The 19,864-nt window shown below is 38.8% G+C and carries 15 protein-coding genes; 10 read left to right on the forward strand and 5 right to left on the reverse strand.

Annotated features, from left to right (window positions below; all coding sequences use genetic code 11):
• Nucleotides 1-15: 15 nt before the first annotated feature.
• From DYI03_RS03340 to DYI03_RS03350, 3 genes are all read right to left on the reverse strand, one after another.
• On the reverse strand, nt 16-1,032 hold the full coding sequence (locus DYI03_RS03340) for an isochorismate synthase (RefSeq protein WP_021670215.1): 1,017 nt from the start codon (nt 1,030-1,032) through the stop codon (nt 16-18).
• An 18-nt stretch (nt 1,033-1,050) separates the two neighbouring features.
• Nucleotides 1,051-1,470, reverse strand: coding sequence for a PaaI family thioesterase (locus DYI03_RS03345; RefSeq protein ID WP_021670214.1), 420 nt, complete (start codon nt 1,468-1,470; stop codon nt 1,051-1,053).
• 206 nt (nt 1,471-1,676) lie between these two features.
• Nucleotides 1,677-3,416: a M6 family metalloprotease domain-containing protein gene (locus DYI03_RS03350; RefSeq protein ID WP_021670213.1), complete on the reverse strand. Its 1,740-nt coding sequence runs from the start codon at nt 3,414-3,416 to the stop codon at nt 1,677-1,679.
• Nucleotides 3,417-4,347: 931 nt separating this feature from the next.
• On the opposite strand from DYI03_RS03350, the gene lysS reads away from it, so the two are divergent.
• The 5 genes from lysS (at nt 4,348) to DYI03_RS03375 (ending at nt 10,445) form a co-directional block, all read left to right on the forward strand.
• Nucleotides 4,348-6,078: a lysine--tRNA ligase gene (lysS, locus tag DYI03_RS03355; protein ID WP_004358518.1), complete on the forward strand. Its 1,731-nt coding sequence runs from the start codon at nt 4,348-4,350 to the stop codon at nt 6,076-6,078.
• A gap of 40 nt (nt 6,079-6,118) precedes the next feature.
• Nucleotides 6,119-7,114 carry an NAD(P)H-dependent glycerol-3-phosphate dehydrogenase gene (locus DYI03_RS03360; protein WP_004358525.1) on the forward strand — a complete coding sequence of 332 codons (996 nt, stop codon included), beginning with the start codon at nt 6,119-6,121 and terminating at the stop codon, nt 7,112-7,114.
• Nucleotides 7,115-7,120: 6 nt separating this feature from the next.
• Nucleotides 7,121-8,467, forward strand: a complete 1,347-nt coding sequence (locus DYI03_RS03365) for a glucose-6-phosphate isomerase (RefSeq protein ID WP_021670212.1) — start codon at nt 7,121-7,123, stop codon at nt 8,465-8,467.
• Nucleotides 8,468-8,525: 58 nt separating this feature from the next.
• Nucleotides 8,526-9,257, forward strand: coding sequence for an HAD family hydrolase (locus DYI03_RS03370; protein WP_021670211.1), 732 nt, complete (start codon nt 8,526-8,528; stop codon nt 9,255-9,257).
• Nucleotides 9,258-9,995: 738 nt separating this feature from the next.
• On the forward strand, nt 9,996-10,445 hold the full coding sequence (locus DYI03_RS03375; RefSeq protein ID WP_021670209.1) for a hypothetical protein: 450 nt from the start codon (nt 9,996-9,998) through the stop codon (nt 10,443-10,445).
• Nucleotides 10,446-10,690: 245 nt separating this feature from the next.
• Here the strand turns inward: DYI03_RS03375 and DYI03_RS03380 are convergent, their stop codons facing one another.
• Entirely contained in the window at nt 10,691-11,530 is an 840-nt protein-coding gene (locus DYI03_RS03380; protein WP_004358498.1) for a TlpA family protein disulfide reductase, read from the reverse strand.
• Between the two features lie 180 nt (nt 11,531-11,710).
• Here DYI03_RS03380 and DYI03_RS03385 point away from each other — a divergent pair, with 180 nt between their 5' ends.
• Entirely contained in the window at nt 11,711-12,403 is a 693-nt protein-coding gene (locus DYI03_RS03385) for a queuosine precursor transporter (RefSeq protein ID WP_004358529.1), read from the forward strand.
• A 73-nt stretch (nt 12,404-12,476) separates the two neighbouring features.
• A complete protein-coding gene (gene queF / locus DYI03_RS03390; protein WP_004358533.1) occupies nt 12,477-12,932 on the forward strand; it encodes a preQ(1) synthase in 456 nt (151 codons plus the stop codon).
• A 184-nt stretch (nt 12,933-13,116) separates the two neighbouring features.
• Here the strand turns inward: queF and DYI03_RS03400 are convergent, their stop codons facing one another.
• On the reverse strand, nt 13,117-13,524 hold the full coding sequence (locus tag DYI03_RS03400; protein ID WP_004358506.1) for an Hsp20/alpha crystallin family protein: 408 nt from the start codon (nt 13,522-13,524) through the stop codon (nt 13,117-13,119).
• Nucleotides 13,525-14,285: 761 nt separating this feature from the next.
• On the opposite strand from DYI03_RS03400, the gene DYI03_RS03405 reads away from it, so the two are divergent.
• The 3 genes from DYI03_RS03405 (at nt 14,286) to DYI03_RS03415 (ending at nt 19,838) form a co-directional block, all read left to right on the forward strand.
• Nucleotides 14,286-16,706 carry a TonB-dependent receptor gene (locus tag DYI03_RS03405; RefSeq protein ID WP_004358511.1) on the forward strand — a complete coding sequence of 807 codons (2,421 nt, stop codon included), beginning with the start codon at nt 14,286-14,288 and terminating at the stop codon, nt 16,704-16,706.
• 64 nt (nt 16,707-16,770) lie between these two features.
• The gene (locus DYI03_RS03410; protein WP_021670205.1) at nt 16,771-18,216 is read left to right on the forward strand and encodes a hypothetical protein; all 1,446 of its coding nucleotides are present in this window, start codon (nt 16,771-16,773) and stop codon (nt 18,214-18,216) included.
• Nucleotides 18,217-18,380: 164 nt separating this feature from the next.
• Nucleotides 18,381-19,838 carry a hypothetical protein gene (locus tag DYI03_RS03415; RefSeq protein ID WP_036870571.1) on the forward strand — a complete coding sequence of 486 codons (1,458 nt, stop codon included), beginning with the start codon at nt 18,381-18,383 and terminating at the stop codon, nt 19,836-19,838.
• The last annotated feature ends 26 nt before the right edge of the window (nt 19,839-19,864 follow it).

Here is a 19,864-nt window from a genome sequence, read left to right on the forward strand (position 1 = left end):
ATTCCTTTTCTTTTTTTATTCAAGCAATTGGCGCATAGTAGCCAACTTTGCTTCGGTTTCTTGCCATTCGCTTTCCTCTGTACTATCGGTCAATAATCCGCCACCAGCATATAATCGGCATTTTGTTTCCATGATTTCCATGCAACGTAATGATACGTAAAGATGCGTGTTTCCGTTTAAATTTAACGCTCCAGCAAAGCCACTATAATAGCGACGTGGGGTTGTTTCGTTGTCAAGTATAAACTTTCGTGCTATTTCCTTTTCTATTCCACAAACCGCAGGGGTAGGGTGTAATGTGTTTAAGAGTGTCCCTATTTGCGTGTTATCTTTCAATTGGAATTTAAAATCGGTGCGTAGGTGTGCCAAATTAGCTGCTTGTGCGGTGTAAACTCCTTGCTCTTCAATGTCGGTGGCGTGCTGTTCCAAACACTGGCGAATGTATTTTGCCACGTATTGTTGCTCGGCTTTGTTCTTTTCCGACCATATTATTTCGTCCGATTGATAGGGCATTGTACCTGCTAATGCCATTGTTTTCCAATTCGAACTGTTGCCATCGAGCAATATTTCGGGTGTTGCCATGAGCCATGTACCCGTTTGAGGAGTTGAAAACAAGGCTACAAATTGACGTGGATAGCGTTGGCAAGCACGCCAAAATATTTCTTCTGCTTGCAAGTTGCTTGATTTTTCTTCTTCAACGCAACGTGATAGAACAATTTTAGAGAATCTTCCATTGCATATTTGTTCATGAAAAACTGCAAAATCCTTGTGATAATCGTCCCTATATTCCTTCCTTTCGGTTGGCTTAACCTCCTTTTTTAATATGGTTTCGGGTTGCTTTACTGCCAAGGTAACGACTTCTTCTGGTTGCAAAAGAAGAATAGGGCATTGAGCAGAAGGCATAAAAGGCACAATGACAAAACCTGTTTTACCATTCAAATCCTGTAACGATGCAACCTCGAGTGGTGCAGTTTGTTGCACCATTTTTGTACATTCTTTGGCGTAAGGCAATCGATATATGGCAAAAGACCTCATAGATAATTTCTTTTTACCTTATTTTTTTTGTTTCGGATTGATGACATAATTGGTTACACTCACAGTTGAAATGATTTCTCCCTCATCGTTTTTCACGTCTACTTGCCACACATGGAGCGTTTTACCTTTATGTACAAGTTTGCCAAAAGCAGTAACAGTGCCACCGTAGGGCATGGCTTTTACATGGCTGCCGCTAACGTTTATACCTAAAGCAACCTTGCCAGGGCAGAGTGCTAACGACCCTACGCCAGCGACATTTTCAGCCAATGCTAACGTAGCACCACCTGAAAGAAAGCCAAAAATCTGTTTATTTCTATCGTCTACCGCCATTTTTGCCATGAGCGTATCAGGTTCGGGTGTAGATAGGAAGCGCATTCCTAACGTACGACTTAATCCGTCTTCGTTTTCCAAAGCTATGCGATGTTTTTCTATATCCATTATTTTTCTATATTATAAAATATGAAATCCTTGTTATTGGCAACCATTTTCGTGTACGAGTGAAATTATGCCTTATGCAAAGATAATAAATAAATTGCGCATTCGTAAAGGAAATACTGTTTTTGTTTCCTATAAATTAAAATAAGGTAGCAACCCTTGGCGGATAGCTACCTTTATTTCTTTTCCGTTGTTATCTATTTGGAATATTATTTTACAACAATTTTCTTTCCATTATGGATATAAATACCGTGAGTAGGGTGGGTTACACGGCGTCCTTGGAGGTCGTAATAGTATCCATCACCTTGTTGTTGCGTGGTTGTTACGTTCTCTATTCCAGCTGGGTCAAGTATTGAATAAGTGAATTTAATCGTTCCATCAGGATTAACAACAATGTTGTTTACAGGCTGTCCAATAGACTTTCCTGTCCAAAAATCAAAGATATCTATCTGCTTTTTGTTCACTCCAAATAAATGTTCACGGCGAGCATTAAAACTTAACTTCTCGTTATTAGCTGTAACAACGTATGCGTGTTTAAAATTGTAATCGTTGTTTACTACGTTTTTATCCCAAGTATATTTATCGTATGAGAAGTGGGTGAGCAGCAAACCATTACCAAAAGTGCAAATATCGCCGTAGGTATATGATGCTGGATACCATGTATCTGTATGGCGATTTTCCATAATGAAGTATTCTTTGTTATTTTCTGGGTTGCGAACCAATGCTGCTAATGTTCCATTTGGATTGCTTACAGGGTCGAGAACTACTTCTTCTGTTTTTTTCAACTCTTTAATATCCAACCAACCTAAGTAAGAACGTTCGTATGCAGTATAGCCGATAGGTGCACGTGCATCGTTTACATAAGCACCACCGTCCATGATAGACCAAAAACCGAATGGGTCATCGCCATCTGTGTAATAGTCTGTTTTATAGAAGTCGGGTAAACCTAAAGCATGTCCAAACTCATGGCAGAATATACCCATACCCATTAATTTGTTTTCATGGTCTAATTCGTTACCAACGAAGAAGGAATTAAAGTGCGTATTGCCAATGGTTTCGTTGATATCGTTTTGACATGGCCAGATTAAGTCTGCTGTATTAGGGTCTGCATTGCTTTCTGTAGCTTGTCCTTTTCCAGCATAAAGAATGCACACCAATTGCACTTTTCCATCTTTATCCTTAAAGTTGTCAAATTTATATCCTTTGGCTGTTGCCGCATTTACGGCATCTCTTACCAATCCGTCAATATCAGAATCTTCATCATAAATCGTTCTTTTGCCGTATGTTTTATAGCTTTTATTAACGTTTACAGGACCTAAAACTTCAAAAGTAGGTACAAATTTTCCACGACTTTGCGAAGTAAAGTAATCTTTTACCGACCCCTTGCATAGTAATTCGTCCTTGTATCCCACTTCGTTATAAAAGCGTTCCAACTTTTCTTTTGTTGTTTTCGCATCAAATTTTGCATCGGTAAATTCGACCATGATTACAGGAATAGTTGGGGTGCCAATGCTATTAACACCTCCCGCTCCTGTTGTATTGAATTTACCTAATCCGTCATCTGTTGAGGCATGAATGGCTTTGAGAGGTGCATGGCGGGCATGTCGGTGAGTGGTATGTAATATACTCAATTTATTGGCTACATCATTATTGTTCAAAAATGCTTTTTCTTCGTTAGAACGATTACCAGCTTCGTGCGCAATGTATTGTGAAGCAACCAATTTTCCATCTTGTATCATAGCGTAAGCTAAATCACCATTGGCATTTTTTACCATGAATTTCCCGTCCAATGTGGTGAAATATTCTACTCGTTCTACTCCGTGTTGGCGGAATTTCAATAATGTGCCATCACTTTGCTTTGTAGTCCAAATTCGTGGCGAAGGACCAATTGCGAATGTTGGAAGTATTGTTGCAGCTGCGAAAAGTGCTGAAAGTAATATTCTTTTCATAAAATTGTTTTGTAGATGTTACTTTTTAAAAAATGAATAATGTTACAAATGTAACCATTATTTTTAAAAAATCCTTATGTTTGAAGAAACAAATCACAATTAGTTATGTTTTTTACATTTTATCTACAGAAATAAAGGTAACACTCCTTGGGGGAATGCCACCTTTATCTCTATTTTATTGTAACCTATTTGTACAATTATTTTATAACAATTTTCTTTCCGTTGTGGATATAAATACGGTGAGTGGGTTGGTTACGCGGTGACCTTGGAGGGCATAAGTTTTATTTCTTTGTAATTGAAAAATATATTTCGAGAGAAATTTTCCAATACGTTTTATAGTTAAAAATAGTTTTATTTTAGATTAAATGTTAATTTTAAAGTTGCTAAAATTTTGGCTCTAATAATTCCTAAAATGTGTAGTAAATTGTGTAGATGGCTATTTTGAAATGCAAAAGCATAGGTTTTGAACTGCAAAAGCATAGGTTTTGAAGGGAGAAAAGGTGATTTTTAGATAGAAACATGTGGCTGATTTATTTGAAAAATAGTTCTTTTGGTATTATGTTTTGTTCCATAGGTAATATAAATACTGTATGATTATTGCACAAAAATAATTTCTTTGAAGCAAGGTGTTGATATGTAATGTTTTATCATTGCACACGAATAGAGACTAAATTCATAGAAAAATATTTTTTATTTTTGAATACGGGACGTATGATAGTTATATGTTGGATTTAAATTAACAAATAGCTTGTGTGGTAAACAGAAATTAACGTAATTAGGATAAGCGAATTTATTTGTTAATTTCAATATATTGCACGCTTTCGGAAGGTCTTGCATAAGTTCTTGACACTAAAAAAGGCTAAAACACCAATTATTTGCAAATAATTTCGTACTTTTGCAAATTATAAGATTATACTTCGATTAAAATAAAATGAACGTTTTAGAATTATCAGAACAAGAGATTGTACGCCGTCAGAGCTTGCAGGAATTGCGCAACATGGGCATTGACCCATATCCAGCAGCAGAGTTTCCAACCAATGCTTTTTCAACGGATATAAAATCGGAATTTAAAGAAGACGAAAAGCGTGAAGTTGTCATTGCAGGTCGCCTTATGGGTCGCCGTGTAATGGGTAAAGCTTCATTTGCAGAAATACAAGATAGCAAGGGTAGAATTCAAGTTTACATTACTCGCGACGACCTTTGCCCAGGTGAAAACAAGGATATTTACAATGTGTTATTCAAGAAATTGCTTGATATTGGCGATTTCGTAGGCATTAAAGGCTATGTCTTTAAAACACAGATGGGCGAGATTTCTGTCCATGCCCAAGAGCTTACTTTGCTTTCAAAGAGCTTAAAACCGCTTCCTATTGTGAAATACAAGGACGGTGTTGCTTACGATAAATTTGACGACCCAGAACTCCGCTATCGCCAACGCTATGTCGATTTAGTGGTAAACGAAGGCGTAAAGGAGACTTTCCAAAAGCGTGCTACCGTTTTGAGAACCATGCGTAACTTCTTTGACGAAGCAGGTTACACAGAAGTGGAAACACCAACTTTGCAGACCATAGCAGGTGGAGCAAGTGCGCGTCCATTTATTACCCATTTCAATGCGTTGAACACTGAAATGTATATGCGTATTGCTACCGAACTTTATCTGAAGCGATTAATCGTAGGTGGCTTTGAAGGCGTATACGAAATCGGAAAAAACTTCCGTAACGAAGGTATGGACCGTTTCCACAATCCAGAGTTTACTTGCATGGAACTCTATGTGCAATACAAGGATTACAACTGGATGATGAGTTTCACAGAACGTTTGATAGAAAAGATTTGCACAGCGGTAAATGGAAAACCTGAAATACAAGTGGGCGACAAACTCATTAGCTTTAAAGCACCATTCCGTCGCCTTCCTATCCTCGATGCTATCAAAGAAAAAACAGGCTTCGACTTGAACGATAAGACCGAAGAAGAAATTCGCAACATAGCTGTAAACGAATTAAAATTGGAAGGTATTGATGCAAGTTTTGGTAAGGGTAAACTCATTGACGAAATCTTTGGAGAGTTTTGTGAAGGTTCTTACATTCAGCCAACGTTCATCATAGACTATCCAGTTGAAATGTCGCCATTGACAAAGATGCACCGTTCTAAGCCAGGACTTACAGAACGTTTCGAACTTATGGTAAATGGTAAGGAATTGGCCAACGCTTACTCGGAATTGAACGACCCTATCGACCAAGAAGAACGTTTCAAAGAGCAAATGCGTTTGGCTGATAATGGCGATGATGAAGCAATGATAATCGACCAAGACTTCCTTCGTGCTTTGCAATATGGTATGCCACCAACATCGGGTATCGGTATTGGTATTGACCGTTTGGTCATGTTGATGACAGGTCAGGAATACATTCAAGAAGTATTGCTCTTCCCACAAATGAAGCCAGAGGCAAAAATACCACAAAGCAGCATCAAAGAATGGGCTGAAATAGGTGTGCCAGAAGAATGGGCTTACGTTTTGCGCAAGTGCGGTTTCAATTTGATTCAGAATATCAAAGATGAAAAAGCACAAGGTTTGCAACAAAAAATTGGCGAAATCAATAAGAAATATAAGCTTGGTTATGAAAAACCATCGGTTGATGAAATTCAACAGTGGATTGATAAAGCACAATAATAAAACAAGGAGGGGCTAAGCTCTTCCTTATCCTAAAAACATGTATGACGTAGGAAATATAGCAATCATCGGAAGCGGAAGTTGGGCAACAGCTATCGCCAAGATTGTGGTGGAACATACCCACCACATAGGTTGGTACTTTCGACGCGACGAATCGATAGAGCAATTTAAGCGGTTAGGACACAATCCCACCTATTTGACGAGTGCTCATTTCGATATCAACGAGATTAGATTATCGTCAGACATCAATCGTTTAGTGCAAGATTATGATACGTTAATTTTCGTAACACCATCGCCTTACCTTAAAGGTATATTGAAAAAGGTAAAGCATAAATTGCATGATAAATTTATCGTAGCAGCCATTAAAGGCATTGTGCCAGACGAAAATTTAGTATGTTCGGAATACTTTAATAAGGTGTGTCATGTGCCAGAGGAGAATTTGGCAGTTATTGGTGGTCCCTCACATGCCGAGGAAGTGGCTATGGAACGTCTCACTTATCTAACAGTAGGGTGTACCGACCAAGAAAAAGCACACGCTTTGACCGATAAGTTAGTGTCCAATTATGTGAAAACAAAGGTTTCACGCGATGTGCTTGGCATTGAATATGCTTCGGTTTTAAAGAATGTTTATGCCATTGCCTCGGGTATTTGCTCTGGATTACAATATGGCGATAACTTTCAAGCAGTCATCATTTCGAACGCAATGCAAGAAATGGAACGCTTGTTAAGTAGCATCAATCCAATGCAACGTAGCATGGTGGATAGTGTTTATTTGGGCGACCAATTGGTTACAGGATACAGCAATTTTAGCCGAAACCGCACTTTCGGCATGATGATTGGTAAAGGATACAGCGTGAAATCGGCACAAATGGAAATGGAAATGATTGCAGAAGGTTATTTCGGTACAAAGTGTATGAAGGAAATAAACCGACACTTGCATGTTAATATGCCTATCCTTGATGCCGTTTACAATATATTATACGAGCGAATAAGCCCGCAAGTGGAAATAAAATTATTAACAGATTCATTCAGGTAAAATAACATGGAAATGATTAAATTAGACATTTCAAAAGCCGCACAGGTATTAAATCCTGGTACGGTAGAAGCGTATGCACCACAAGTAGCTGCTGCACAAGAGGCTTTGGAGAAAGGAACATGCGCAGGAAACGACTTTTTAGGTTGGTTGCATTTGCCTTCAAGTGTTACGGAGGAGTTCATCAATGAAGTAGTGGGCGTAGCTAACACATTGCGCGAAAAGTGTGATTATGTGGTAGTTGCAGGTATTGGAGGTTCTTATTTGGGTGCTCGTGCCATTATCGAAGCCTTAGATAATAGCTTCGCATGGTTGTTGAAGGAAAAGAAAAATCCTACAATTCTTTATGCTGGCAACAACATTAGCGAAGATTATCTTTATGAACTTACTGACTTTTTGAAAGATAAACGATTTGGTGTCATTAATATTTCTAAGTCAGGAACAACAACCGAAACTGCGCTCGCTTTCCGTTTGTTGAAGAAACAATGTGAAAATCAACGTGGAAAGAATGAAGCAAAAGGTGTTATTGTAGCCATTACAGACGCTGAAAAAGGTGCTGCTCGCACTGCTGCAACACGTGAAGGATACAAAACTTTTGTTATTCCTGACAATGTTGGTGGTCGTTTCTCTGTGCTTACACCTGTCGGATTGTTGCCTATTGCAGTAGCAGGATTTGATATTCAGCAACTGATTAAGGGCGCACAAGATATGGAAGAGGCTACATCTGCCAATGCTCCATTTGCTCAAAACATTGCTGCTCGTTACGCTGCGATACGCCAAGCACTTTATTCACAGGCAGGAAAGAAGATAGAAATCATGGCTAATTTCCAACCAAAGCTACACTTTATGGCTGAATGGTGGAAACAACTTTACGGCGAAAGTGAAGGAAAGGAACAAAAAGGTATTTTCCCTGCGGCTTGTGATTTTACAACTGATTTGCACTCTATGGGACAATGGATTCAAGATGGCGAGCGTTCTATCTTTGAAACTGTACTCTCTGTGGAAGAAACCAACAAAACTTTGCTTTTCCCACACGATGATGAAAACCTTGATGGTCTTAACTTCTTAGAAGGAAAGCGCATTGACGAGGTGAACAAAATGGCAGAACTTGGCACACGATTGGCACACGTTGATGGTGGCGTTCCAAATATTCGCATCAGTATTCCAAAGTTGAACGAATATTATATTGGTCAGCTTATTTACTTCTTTGAGAAGGCTTGCGGTATTAGTGGATTGGTTCAGGAAGTAAATCCATTTAACCAACCTGGTGTTGAGGCTTACAAAAAGAATATGTTTGCATTGCTGAACAAACCTGGATATGAGGAAGAAAGCAAAGCAATCAGAAAAAGATTATAAAAAATAAAGCCCATTCCTCATATTAAGGAGTGGGCTTTTTAGTTGCAATAAGGTAAAAATGTTTCAAGAAGCAATTGCACAATACAACGAAAAAACGCAACAATTTTTTGCTCCAAAGGTGGTTCTTTTCGATATGGACGGGGTTCTTTACGACTCCATGCCTACTCATGCAAAGGCATGGCAAAAGGCTATGAAGGAGTGTGGCATCACTTTTACGGCTGAAGATGCTTACGCGACGGAAGGGGCACGAGGAGTTGATACGGTTCGGAAATATGCCAAAGAACAATGGGGAAAAGAAATTTCTGAATCGGAAGCCGAAAAAATGTACCAACTGAAAGCGCATATTTTTCAAGAAATGCCAAAGACACATATATTTGATGGTGTGATAGACTTGATGAAGAAAATTAAATCAAGTGGGCTAAAAATAGGTATTGTAACAGGAAGTGGGCAACGATTGCTGATAGAACGTTTGCTATCTGACTTTAAAGATTTTATAGACGAAAGTCAAGTAACCACAGCCTTCGATGTAAAGCGTGGAAAACCCAATCCTGACCCTTATCTTGCAGGACTTAAAAAGGCGGGCAATTTTGCTCCGTGGGAGGGTATTGTTGTAGAAAATGCCCCCCTTGGCGTCCGTGCTGGTGTGGCTGCAAAATGTTTTACAATCGCTGTAAATAGTGGTCCGCTGTCCGATGAAACATTAATAAACGAGGGCGCAAACATTCTTTTCCATACTATTAAGGACGTTGCTAATGGTTGGGACGAACTTTTGAAAGTTACGAAAGCTTAGAACATACACTCTCTTGATTTAAAAAGGTTACTTTACTTTGTAAAAGATGCGAGAGAACAACACAAAGAAAAGGCGAGTATATCGAAATTTCGACATACTCGCCTTTCATATTAATACTTATCGTTTCTTAAATCTCTAATTTATGAAGGACAATTTATGCGTCCTATGTTATACATTTCTAATGCCTTTACAAAATAAGGTATAATTTTATTGCTTGCTAATTTTTTCATCATTTTCATAATCAATCCCTTTACATTTAAATTACTAATTCACGAGGATATCCTTTAACCTCTCTTTTCTCTATTGAAGATTAATAATTCGAAGCATTACTTTGAATTATACGATGCAAAATTACATACATTCTGACAAAAAGAAATCAAATTAAGGTGAAAAATGTTGTTTTGAGCCGTTTGTTTTGACTTTTGTCAATGTGTTTGATATAAATCAAAGCAAAAAGAAAATAACATGTTATAACCAAATCTAATGCAAATTAAGCTAAAATCACATGTTTATTATATATTATGGTGATTTCCTTCAAAGTAAGATAGATGAATTTCTACGGAAGAGTGATTCGTTTGATATGAATATAGAACAACTTGAGGGTAATATTTGCAAATGTACTTGATTTAAGACAAAAACATTCGCTCTTTGGTTCACAAAAAATGTAAAACACTTGAGGTATATTTCTTTGTTATTTAATTTTGCGAACGAATAAGATAAATATAAAGCCACAGAATTATGAAAAAGAAAATTATTTTTGGATTAGCATTAATAGCTATGGTATTGAGTTTTACATCATGTAATAAGGATAACGATGAAATAGTAGAAACAAACGCTTTGGTACATACAACTTGGAGCTATGAGAAATCAAACTTTAACCTGCAAGGTAATTTAAAGCGTTGGGGTTCGCTCCAATTTCAAACCAATAAAGATGTTGTTGTAACTGCTGGTTATGAATATCAAGGCGAACAAGACAATTTTGGAAATTATCATGGCGCTTATAACCGCAATGAAACTTCGCTACATGGTATTTATGAATACAAAGCACCTAATCTGACGATTACACTTAATGCTGAAGATGGTCAGCCAGCGAAAACTTTAAAATATATTGTTGACGAAAAAGCAAAGACTATTTTGCCTGTTAGCAACGCAAACTCTTCTGACGAAGTAGTTTATAGAAAGAAATAGATTCATAAAAACGATAGACATTGATTTATATTTTCCCCGTTCTTTTTCTATAAGAGCGGGGGATTTTTTATTTTTTGAACTGATATTTCTTCAACAACTATTCCGATTTCAGCCTTTTACAAAAGGATTAGAACAAGTTTCAAACGATAATATTTCAGTCTTTTCATCTGTCTTAAAGCAATTGAAACAAAAAACGACCCACTTAGCATGAACTAAATGGGTCGTTTCTTATAGGTTTAAATATCTTATTTGTAGATTTCAGCCAATTTGTTCAACAAGTCTTCGCCACGCAAATCGCTATCTACAATCTTACCTTCTGGGTCAAGCAAGATGTTTGAAGGGATAGAGCGAATGCCATAAATCTTGCCTGCTGCACATTGCCAGCCTTTAAGGTCAGACATTTGTGGCCAAGTCATACCGAGTTTCTTAACCATTGCTGTCCATGCTTCCTTCTTTTGGTCGAAGCTGACACCAACAATTTCTAAACCTTTGTCGTGGAAACGCTTGTAAGCCTCAACTACATTAGGCATTTCTTGACGGCATGGACCACACCAACTTGCCCAGAAATCAACGAATACATAGTTACCCTTGCCAGCGAATTGGCTCAACTTGATTTCCTTACCGTTCATATCTTTCATTACCAAATCGGTGTACATAAGACCTGGACGACGGAGTTCTAATGATGCAAGGAAGTCCTTTGCATTCTTCAAACTTTCTTCATTGTAATAACCACTTGTAGGGTCGAGAACCTCTTTGAGTTGGTCGTAAGTAAGGTTTCCATAGACATCACCTACATATTTTGCAGGAAATTTGGTTGCTTTGAATTTCTTTGCAATTTCAAGTGTAGTAGTTGTAAAGATACTGGTAAGTGAATCGTCTTTTGCTAACAACTCTTCAGCGCGCTTTTTATCGGCTTCTGTAATTGCATCGCCTTTTTGACGAATTCCTGCAAATTCTTTTCCTATTACTTCAAACTCAGCGTAGAGTTTGTTCATTTTCTCTTCGTAAGGCTTAAAGTCTTGCGATTGGGCAAATCCTGTGAATGTCTGTGCAGCTAAGAGGGCTGCCAAAAAGATTTTTTTCATATTATTTCTTTATTAATTATTTACAATCCGAACGCCTTGTGTGGGTCGTAATTTCTTTAATTAGATGCAAAAATAAAGAATTGTATTGATAAAACCATGCTTCTTTAAGATTTTTTTGTACCTTTGCACCTACTTTATGGATAGGGGTACTTGATAAACCCTCTTTAACAAAACAAGATAATGAATAAGACAAAACAACAAGTGAGTGTGCTGTTCATGCTTTTCAGCATACTTTTTTGCGTTTGCCTCATAGCGGCAAACATTCTCGAAACAAAGCAAATTTCGGTTTTAGGGATTAGCCTTACTGGTGGTTTAATCGTTTTTCCTGTTTCTTACATCATCAACGACTGTGTCTGCGAAGTATGGGGATTCAAAAAAGCTCGTTTATTGATATGGACAGGCTTCGCAATGAATTTCTTTTTCGTGTCAGTGGGTGCTTTGTGTGATTGGATTCCTGGTGCTCCTTATTGGAATAATCAGGAGGGTTTTCATGCCATTTTTGGTTTAGCACCACGTGTTGCGGCAGCTTCGTTTGTGGCTTTCATCATTGGCTCTTTTGCAAATGCTTATGTGATGAGCAAAATGAAGATTCATGATGGTGGGAAACGCTTTTCATTGCGTGCTATACTCAGTACTGTTGCTGGCGAAACTTGCGACTCTATCATCTTTTTCCCATTGGCTTTAGGAGGCGTTGTGCCTGCAAATGAATTGCCAAAACTCATGTTATGGCAAGTTTTGCTGAAAACTATTTATGAAGTTATTGCTCTTCCTATGACCATTCGAATCGTGAAGAAACTCAAAGAACACGAAGGAGAAGATGTTTACGATACGGGTGTGAATTATAGTATTTGGAAAATCTTTAATTTAAGCTAATTGTTAGGCTTCATCATTGAGCCATATTCTTACCTAATTAATTAGGTGTTTTTTAACTTTCAAACGTAAAACAATGGAAAGAAGTAACGAGGGATTGACCCAATTGGGTGCAAAGACACAATACAGCATGGATTATGCACCTGAAGTATTAGAAACTTTTGAAAACAAACATCAAGAAAATGACTATTGGGTTCGCTTTAACTGTCCTGAATTTACAAGTCTTTGTCCAATAACGGGGCAACCTGACTTTGCTGAAATACGTATTTCATACGTTCCTGATGTGCGTATGGTGGAAAGTAAAAGTTTGAAATTATACCTTTTCAGCTTCCGAAATCATGGTGATTTCCACGAAGATTGTGTGAATATCATCATGAAAGATTTGATAAAACTCATGGAACCGAAGTATATTGAGGTGATTGGCTTGTTTACTCCTCGTGGTGGCATAAGCATTTTCCCTTTTGCAAACTACGGAAAGCCTGGAACTAAATATGAAAAAATGGCAGAAACAAGGTTTGCTAATCATCAATAAAACAATAATTATATTCAGAGACCTCTGCAAAAGTCCCTTGCACGAAAAATTTAAACATCGTAAAAATGAAAGACGGAACGACAAAGAAAATTATAAAATAAGACAGAAAAAAATCCCCAAAGCTAAAGTCGCTATTGGGGATTTTTCTTTTTAACCTAAACTCAATTATCTAACTACTAAAACTTTATCCTACTTCAATTTGGCGAGCAACCTTTTGAACACTTTGTTGAATCTTTGGCAAACTAATGTTCAAAATGCCATCTGCCATCTTTGCTCCTATCTTATCTTTGTCTACATCATCAGGCAAAATAAGGGTTTGTTCATACTTGCTGTAAGCAAATTCGCGACGTAAATAATGTGCTTTTTGCTCAGTTTCAGCATTCTTTTTCTCCATTTTTATCACCAAATCGCCCTCGTTATTCAAACTAATATCGAAGTCTTCTTTGCACAAACCTGGGGCAGCTAATTCGACTGTGTAAGCGTTTTCGTCTTCCAACACGTTGATAGCTGGTGCAGTAGCGTTGGCTTTTGGCATATTATTGTTGTAAAAGAAATCGTTAAAGACTTCTGGTAACCATGAATTTCTGTACATAATTTTTACCTCCTATTATTGTTTAATTATTTGTTTTTTGTTTTCACTAACCATATTGCAAGGTTTGTACCAACGTAATAAACCCTGCCATATTGGCAAAATAAGCGACAAAATGACACAGTTGTATTAAAAAGCACCTAAATAATACGGAAATTTCAACCAATTTGTATTCTTCTGAAAATCAAAGACTTATGAATGTCTTTTTGAAACCCATTGTTTCGCAACTCAAAACAATAGGTTTTGGAGCTCAAAACATACGCTTTTGAGCGTTAAAACAATAGCTTTTAAAATGGAGGAAAATACCAATTGTTCTAAATTCCATAAAGGCTGGTTCTATAAATTAGCTTTGTTACATTTTGAACGAAAAACAGAGCAAGCCGAATACAATCAAACTTGTTTGAATTGTTGAGGCGCAGCCTGTTTTATATAAAAAGAAGCCAAAAGATAACAAAACGTATTTCATAAAATTTAATGATAATATGCGGTGGTAATTTATAGAACCAGCCTCAAATAGTAAGAAGAAAACTCCTATTAATAGTTCTTCAAAAGCACTCAGACCACATTCCAAACAAGAGGAACACGACTTAGCCAACAATCTCGTCGGCACCATCTGCTTTCGCTAAAAGTAGTTATGTCCGTAAAAAGAAGCAACAAGAAAATACCTATCTTTGGGTATGTACATTTTTTTTCCGTATCGAAAAATTGAAATACTTTTGCACTCGAAAGATTTTTAGTATTATAACAATTATTAAAATAGTAAAATGTCGAAAAAAGAACAACGAACGCAAAAGATTCTATCGGCTCGAGACTCCCTTTTCAAGGGATGCTTGCTAATGCTGACGATGCTGTTTCTAAGCATCTCTGCCACAAAGGCACACAACGGCACGAACGCAAGCACAGATAAAGCCGAGGAAGATAGCGTGACTCTTCAAGTTACAGATGCACTAACGGGCGAACCCATATTAGGAGCCGTTGTAAAAGATAGCAACGGTAAGACATACGTCACCAACGAGTCGGGTACCTGCGCTATAAAGTTAGGCAACAGCGGCAAGAATGTGAAAATCACTGTCACATACGTAGGTTACAAGAGTTACATTTCTTATGTATCAACTCAAACACGCACACTGAACATCAAGTTAAAGGAAGACGCACAGCTATTAAGTGGAGTAACGGTGACAGCTAAAAAGAGACACACTAACATCATGCAGCAAGCCAAGACTTTGGATCAAAGTATACTTGAAAAAGGTGGTGCCACCTCGTTGGCAAAAATGTTAGAGACCATTCCTGGCGTGAGCTCTATCAGTGCCGGTAGTACGGTGGCTAAACCTGTTATTCAAGGTATGCACAGCAGCCGTATTCTATTGATGAACAATGGAGTGAAACTGGAGAGCCAGAGTTGGGGTAACGACCATGCGCCAGAAATTGACTATACAGGTGCCAGCATGGTAGAGGTTGTAAAGGGTGCCGAATGTATTCGTTACGGTTTTGGTGCCATGGGTGGTGTGGTGTTGCTCAACGATGCGCCCCTACCCTATGGGCATAACAAGCCTATCGTGAAAGGAGTTACCAACATCGGCTATGATACCAATGCCCGGGGAATAAGCGGTTCGGGAAGCATTGAAGCAGGTTGGAAGAATTTCGGTATGCGCCTGCACGGCAACTATACTCGTGGTGGTGATTACCATACGCCCGAATACATCATGAACAACACGGGCTACAATAACATCAGCATGTCTGCCATGGGTGGTTTTGAGAACAAGCGCATCACGGCAACCGTGCTTACAAGTTTGTTCTACCAACGTTCTGGTATCTATTTTGGCAGCCAAATATCCGACTTGGCACAACTACAAGAACGATTCCGCATTGGTCGTCCAACAGAGTCGTCATTGCAACCATTCAGTTATGAAATTGGCATACCCTTCCAGCAATCACAACACTTCACGCTGAAGGGCGAGGTGAAATATCGTATTAACCCAAAGCAATCGCTGGATCTGACTTTGTCGTTCCAAGAAAATTTGCGACAGGAGTATGAGAACCGTATGAAAAAGGAGTGGAGCGTCATCCCGATGCAAGACCTTATATTGAAAACATACAAGGGCGACTTGTCATATCGTGCTTCATGGAAACCTTACAAAATGTCCACCTTTGCAGGTATAGCAAACACATACCAAATAAACTACAACTTCCCAGGCACCAAGAATCCTGCCTTTGTACCAAACTTTGCCGCTCTCACCATGGGTGGTTTCCTGTTGCAAAAGGCTACTTTCTTTGAAAAATTGCAATGCGAATTGGGCTTGCGTTACGACTTTAGAGTAATGAGCGTGAGCGGTTACACCACGCTGAACAAGTACGACTATTACGATGACTTCAAGGTTTACAGCAACTTCACCTCGAGCTTTGCTACTCACTATCAGTTTAACGACAACTGGGACATACGTGCGAACATCGGTTGGTCGTGGCGTCCACCAGACATCAATGAGCTTTATGCCATCGGACTTCAAGAAGGTTCTTATTGGGTAGTGGGCAATAGAAACCTAAAGAGTGAGCGTGGTTGGAAGTCCATCTTAGGCGCAAGGTATCGCAATACATGGGTATCTGTAGAGCCAAGCATGTTCTACCAACACATTAACAGTTATATATACGACCATATCGGCTATGGTGCTAATCGTTTTCATAACAGCCCAAGCGGAAAATATGCCAAGTTTATGTATGATCAGGACGATGTGAGACTGTATGGTGGCGATATAGAAGCTACAGTAATTCCCATTAAAGGACTCAGTATCGTAGCAAAAGGCGAATGGATATTTGCACGCAACATAACACGAAACGACTGGTTGCCTTTTATGCCATCAGACAAGTATGGACTGTCAGCTAGCTACGAACATTTCTTCGGTGCAGAGAAAAAGATAAAGGCATCGTTCTCTCTCTCTGGCAACTATGTCACAAAACAAGAGCGTTTCGACCCCAACAAGGATTTAGTGGCAGTATCGCCCGACCCCTACTTCCTGCTTGGCACCACAGCAGATGTTGCCTTCAAACTGCCCAACAACAGGGAAATAAAGGTAATGTTGACAGGCGATAACATTCTCAACACATTATATAAGGAATATACAGATCGATTTAGATATTATGCGCACGAACGTGGTATGAACTACTCTTTGCGCACAATCATTAAATTTTAAGAAAATGAAGTTACAATATAAGACAATAATACGTTCAACTATTTTAGCTGTAGGCTGCTGCTGCATGCTTGCCGCATGTTCTACCGATAATGTTGATGATTTCTTGAAGAAAGTAGTAAAAGCTCCTCCTGCTTCTATTGAGTACAATGGCAAGGGACACTCACAGATATACGCAGTAAGTGCCGTACTTAGAATGGGGTTCAAAGGTGGTGACATAAAAGTTGGAAACTTTGGTGCCGACAACAGTATAGACAACACATACAAACAAGACTCGTACAACATGATAAGCGTGAACACGGATAAACCGACAGACTATCCGCTCATGCAACAAATTGAAATAAGTAAGGGCGACAATGGACAAATGCAAATTACCAGCCAGCGCGACCATTTTGATGTAGTTGCGTCAGATAAGGTTTATTATGGACTTGAGCTTACATATTATGGAGCCAACCACCAACAAATAAACGGTGAGTTCATACAGTTCTATTACAAGAAGAACGGCGACCCAGACCTCGACAATTCTACATTGGTACAGCACCAACACTTCTTTACCATTGGCAACGAAGTATTGGAACACAGCTACACTATAGATGGTAAAACCATATCCAAGAACAGTAAGCAGGGTTTTTATCCACACACGCTGGGCAAGAATCCAACATACTACCCAGAGCTTACCTTTGAGATGGAGGGCGACAAGCTAAAGCCTTGTGACATTACCACGACCAGCGCACTGCTTGCACCTGAAAGTGGGAACAAATCAGATAGTATGCCGTTTGACAGCGCGCTGATAGACAAAGCGATAAATATATTCCCTACGCTGAAAAAAAATCAAGCCACATGGACAGAAAATGGCTTTAAATTCTTTCAAACACTCACCATGCCACATGCGGCAAAATTTGCTAGCAAGTTGTTTAAATACCAATACCGAGATACCGACCCATTTGAGAAACAATTGGGATATGAGTATCAAGAAGGTAGCGGTGACGGTGGTGTTGTAACAGATGGTACAAACGCACTGAGACAAAGACAAGGCGATTTCGTGGAATTGCTGCACCAATGCAGGAAAATAGGTACAGGTCCAAACAATTTGGACAGAATGGGATTCAAGGGAGTTCTACAGTTTACCCAAGCCAACACCGAATTTGCTATGCAAATAAGCCTATGCAACATCGTATCACAAATGGATAAATCAAAGAATGCTATTTGGCCCAAATATGGAAATGATGATCCAGATGATGACTCAAAGACTTGTTCTGAAATTCCTACACTCGGATTTGGAGGAAGTAGAGGACTTTATAATTTTAATGGGATAAAATCAGAATGGAGCAATCACGACATTGACATTCCTTTAACATTCCGTGTCATTGCAGACATGAACGATGAAGCCGAGAAGTTCGTGGAAGATTTCAAAAAGTTCTATCCGCACATGGATACCAATGAAATCAAGAATTATTTCTTCAATCCTCAATATTTGCTGTCAAGGAATCGTAAGAATATATTCGTCATGTAGACTTCAGCTAAAAGGAAGGCATTTGCGCATCATCATTCCTCATATGGCTGCACGTTCTCCTAACTAAGGAAAACTTACATACACGGCTAAGAGGAGAAAGAGTATTTAGCAAAGTGCCAATTATACTGGACTATCTAATCAAGACATTTACATAAAATAATAAAATGAAAAAATATAGTTTTTGTTTCGTTCTTATATTGATACTATGTACATCATGTGATGATTTCATCTTTGGTAACATGAACATCGATTACAACGAAAACCCACTTGAACACAAAGAAGTACCACACAGCGGTGCGGATGCCATGGTTGACAGCTTGAAGAAAAAAGCTCCCTTTGGTGATGCCATGAGCAATCCCGACCAAGATGGCGCATTCAACAACTGGGCTCGCTGCTTAGTTATGTTCAAAGAGGGACACTCACACGGAGATGAAAAATTTCATGGCAATTATGTTTACCCAGCAGCGCCATGGAGACAAGAAGAATTTGTCATAGTAGAAAACAATTCACAAAAGTTTCCTACTGTAAAGGTGGAATGGGAAAAGAGTATTCAAACTGTTTTTGAAAAGAAGTTAGGCAAGCCTGCTCCCCAGCAACCTTACATTCGCCTTATAGGTGGAGATAAAAACCTTTGGGGTGTATGCTTGTACTTCTTGGATAAAGATGGAAAGTTGCTTAACGATGAGATATACAAGCACTCTGATGAGTATCAAATATTCTTTACCATCAGCGACGTTGACGATAAGGGTAACCCATACAAGATCGAAGACTGTAGAGGTACATGGGAAGTTGACAAAAATGGAAAAGATGGCAAAGTAGATGAGCATCCTGTCGTATCACCTTATTTCGAAGGAGTAGATAAGGATGAAAATTTAGGTCACGATATCTTCATGCGTAGACAAAATGCAACCAAGAATTTGTTTGAATATGCCTACCGTGACACATGGCATCAGAATGCCATGGCTGACGGTATGCGCGAGTTTTACAACATTAGGTTGCTGCCACCCCTTGATGCCACCGATGCTAATTCATGCGTTTCCTATGACAAGGACTGTGTAGGACTAAAAGGACACATCAACTTTTATTATGAGGCCAACGAGCCTACCTCTAACTTTAGGCCTGAAATAGATGGACGATATGGGACTGGAGAGAACAAAGATACATGGCCTTTCATGGTAAAAGGTTTTTCTGGTGAGTCGGTAGCATACAGCCGTCCTTCATACATATTGCCCTACTTCTATCTTTCCGTAAGAGTTATGAAATGTCAAAAGGGAAAGAAGGCATATATTCCTAAGGCTACCATTGCCAACAAGGAGCTGGACTATGCTGGATATTGGGATTGGATGAAGAGCGAAAAAGCCTGCGCACCATTCTATAACCCTTTCTGGCAATCGAAGAATACGACACTTGAGGTTCCTGAATGGAAAGAACTTATACGCTTTAATATACCAATCAAGGTGTATTGCAATAGGTTCGATTCCGATCCGACAAACGCATCACCAGCAGAACCATATTATTTCTACTTAGGTAGAGAGATTGGATTGACAGGAAAACAGGCATACGAAGCAAGCCAAAATGTTAAGACGCATGGCTTTGGCGCATTTGGTAACTGGTTCCTCTAATTCATACAATTATTATAAACAATAAA

The sequence above is a fragment of the Prevotella disiens genome (assembly GCF_900454955.1).
GTDB classification, from domain to species: domain Bacteria; phylum Bacteroidota; class Bacteroidia; order Bacteroidales; family Bacteroidaceae; genus Prevotella; species Prevotella disiens.

Excerpts from the sequence above, each read along its gene's own strand:
- DYI03_RS03370 (WP_021670211.1), top strand. The coding sequence starts at position 8,526 with ATGTTTCAAGAAGCAATTGCACAATACAACGAAAAAACGCAACAATTT.
- DYI03_RS03410 (WP_021670205.1), top strand. The coding sequence starts at position 16,771 with ATGCTTGCCGCATGTTCTACCGATAATGTTGATGATTTCTTGAAGAAA.
- queF (WP_004358533.1), top strand. The coding sequence starts at position 12,477 with ATGGAAAGAAGTAACGAGGGATTGACCCAATTGGGTGCAAAGACACAA.
- DYI03_RS03360 (WP_004358525.1), top strand. The coding sequence starts at position 6,119 with ATGTATGACGTAGGAAATATAGCAATCATCGGAAGCGGAAGTTGGGCA.
- DYI03_RS03365 (WP_021670212.1), top strand. The coding sequence starts at position 7,121 with ATGGAAATGATTAAATTAGACATTTCAAAAGCCGCACAGGTATTAAAT.
- DYI03_RS03415 (WP_036870571.1), top strand. The coding sequence starts at position 18,381 with ATGAAAAAATATAGTTTTTGTTTCGTTCTTATATTGATACTATGTACA.
- DYI03_RS03405 (WP_004358511.1), top strand. The coding sequence starts at position 14,286 with ATGTCGAAAAAAGAACAACGAACGCAAAAGATTCTATCGGCTCGAGAC.
- DYI03_RS03340 (WP_021670215.1), bottom strand. The coding sequence starts at position 1,032 with ATGAGGTCTTTTGCCATATATCGATTGCCTTACGCCAAAGAATGTACA.
- lysS (WP_004358518.1), top strand. The coding sequence starts at position 4,348 with ATGAACGTTTTAGAATTATCAGAACAAGAGATTGTACGCCGTCAGAGC.
- DYI03_RS03380 (WP_004358498.1), bottom strand. The coding sequence starts at position 11,530 with ATGAAAAAAATCTTTTTGGCAGCCCTCTTAGCTGCACAGACATTCACA.
- DYI03_RS03385 (WP_004358529.1), top strand. The coding sequence starts at position 11,711 with ATGAATAAGACAAAACAACAAGTGAGTGTGCTGTTCATGCTTTTCAGC.
- DYI03_RS03400 (WP_004358506.1), bottom strand. The coding sequence starts at position 13,524 with ATGTACAGAAATTCATGGTTACCAGAAGTCTTTAACGATTTCTTTTAC.
- DYI03_RS03350 (WP_021670213.1), bottom strand. The coding sequence starts at position 3,416 with ATGAAAAGAATATTACTTTCAGCACTTTTCGCAGCTGCAACAATACTT.
- DYI03_RS03345 (WP_021670214.1), bottom strand. The coding sequence starts at position 1,470 with ATGGATATAGAAAAACATCGCATAGCTTTGGAAAACGAAGACGGATTA.
- DYI03_RS03375 (WP_021670209.1), top strand. The coding sequence starts at position 9,996 with ATGAAAAAGAAAATTATTTTTGGATTAGCATTAATAGCTATGGTATTG.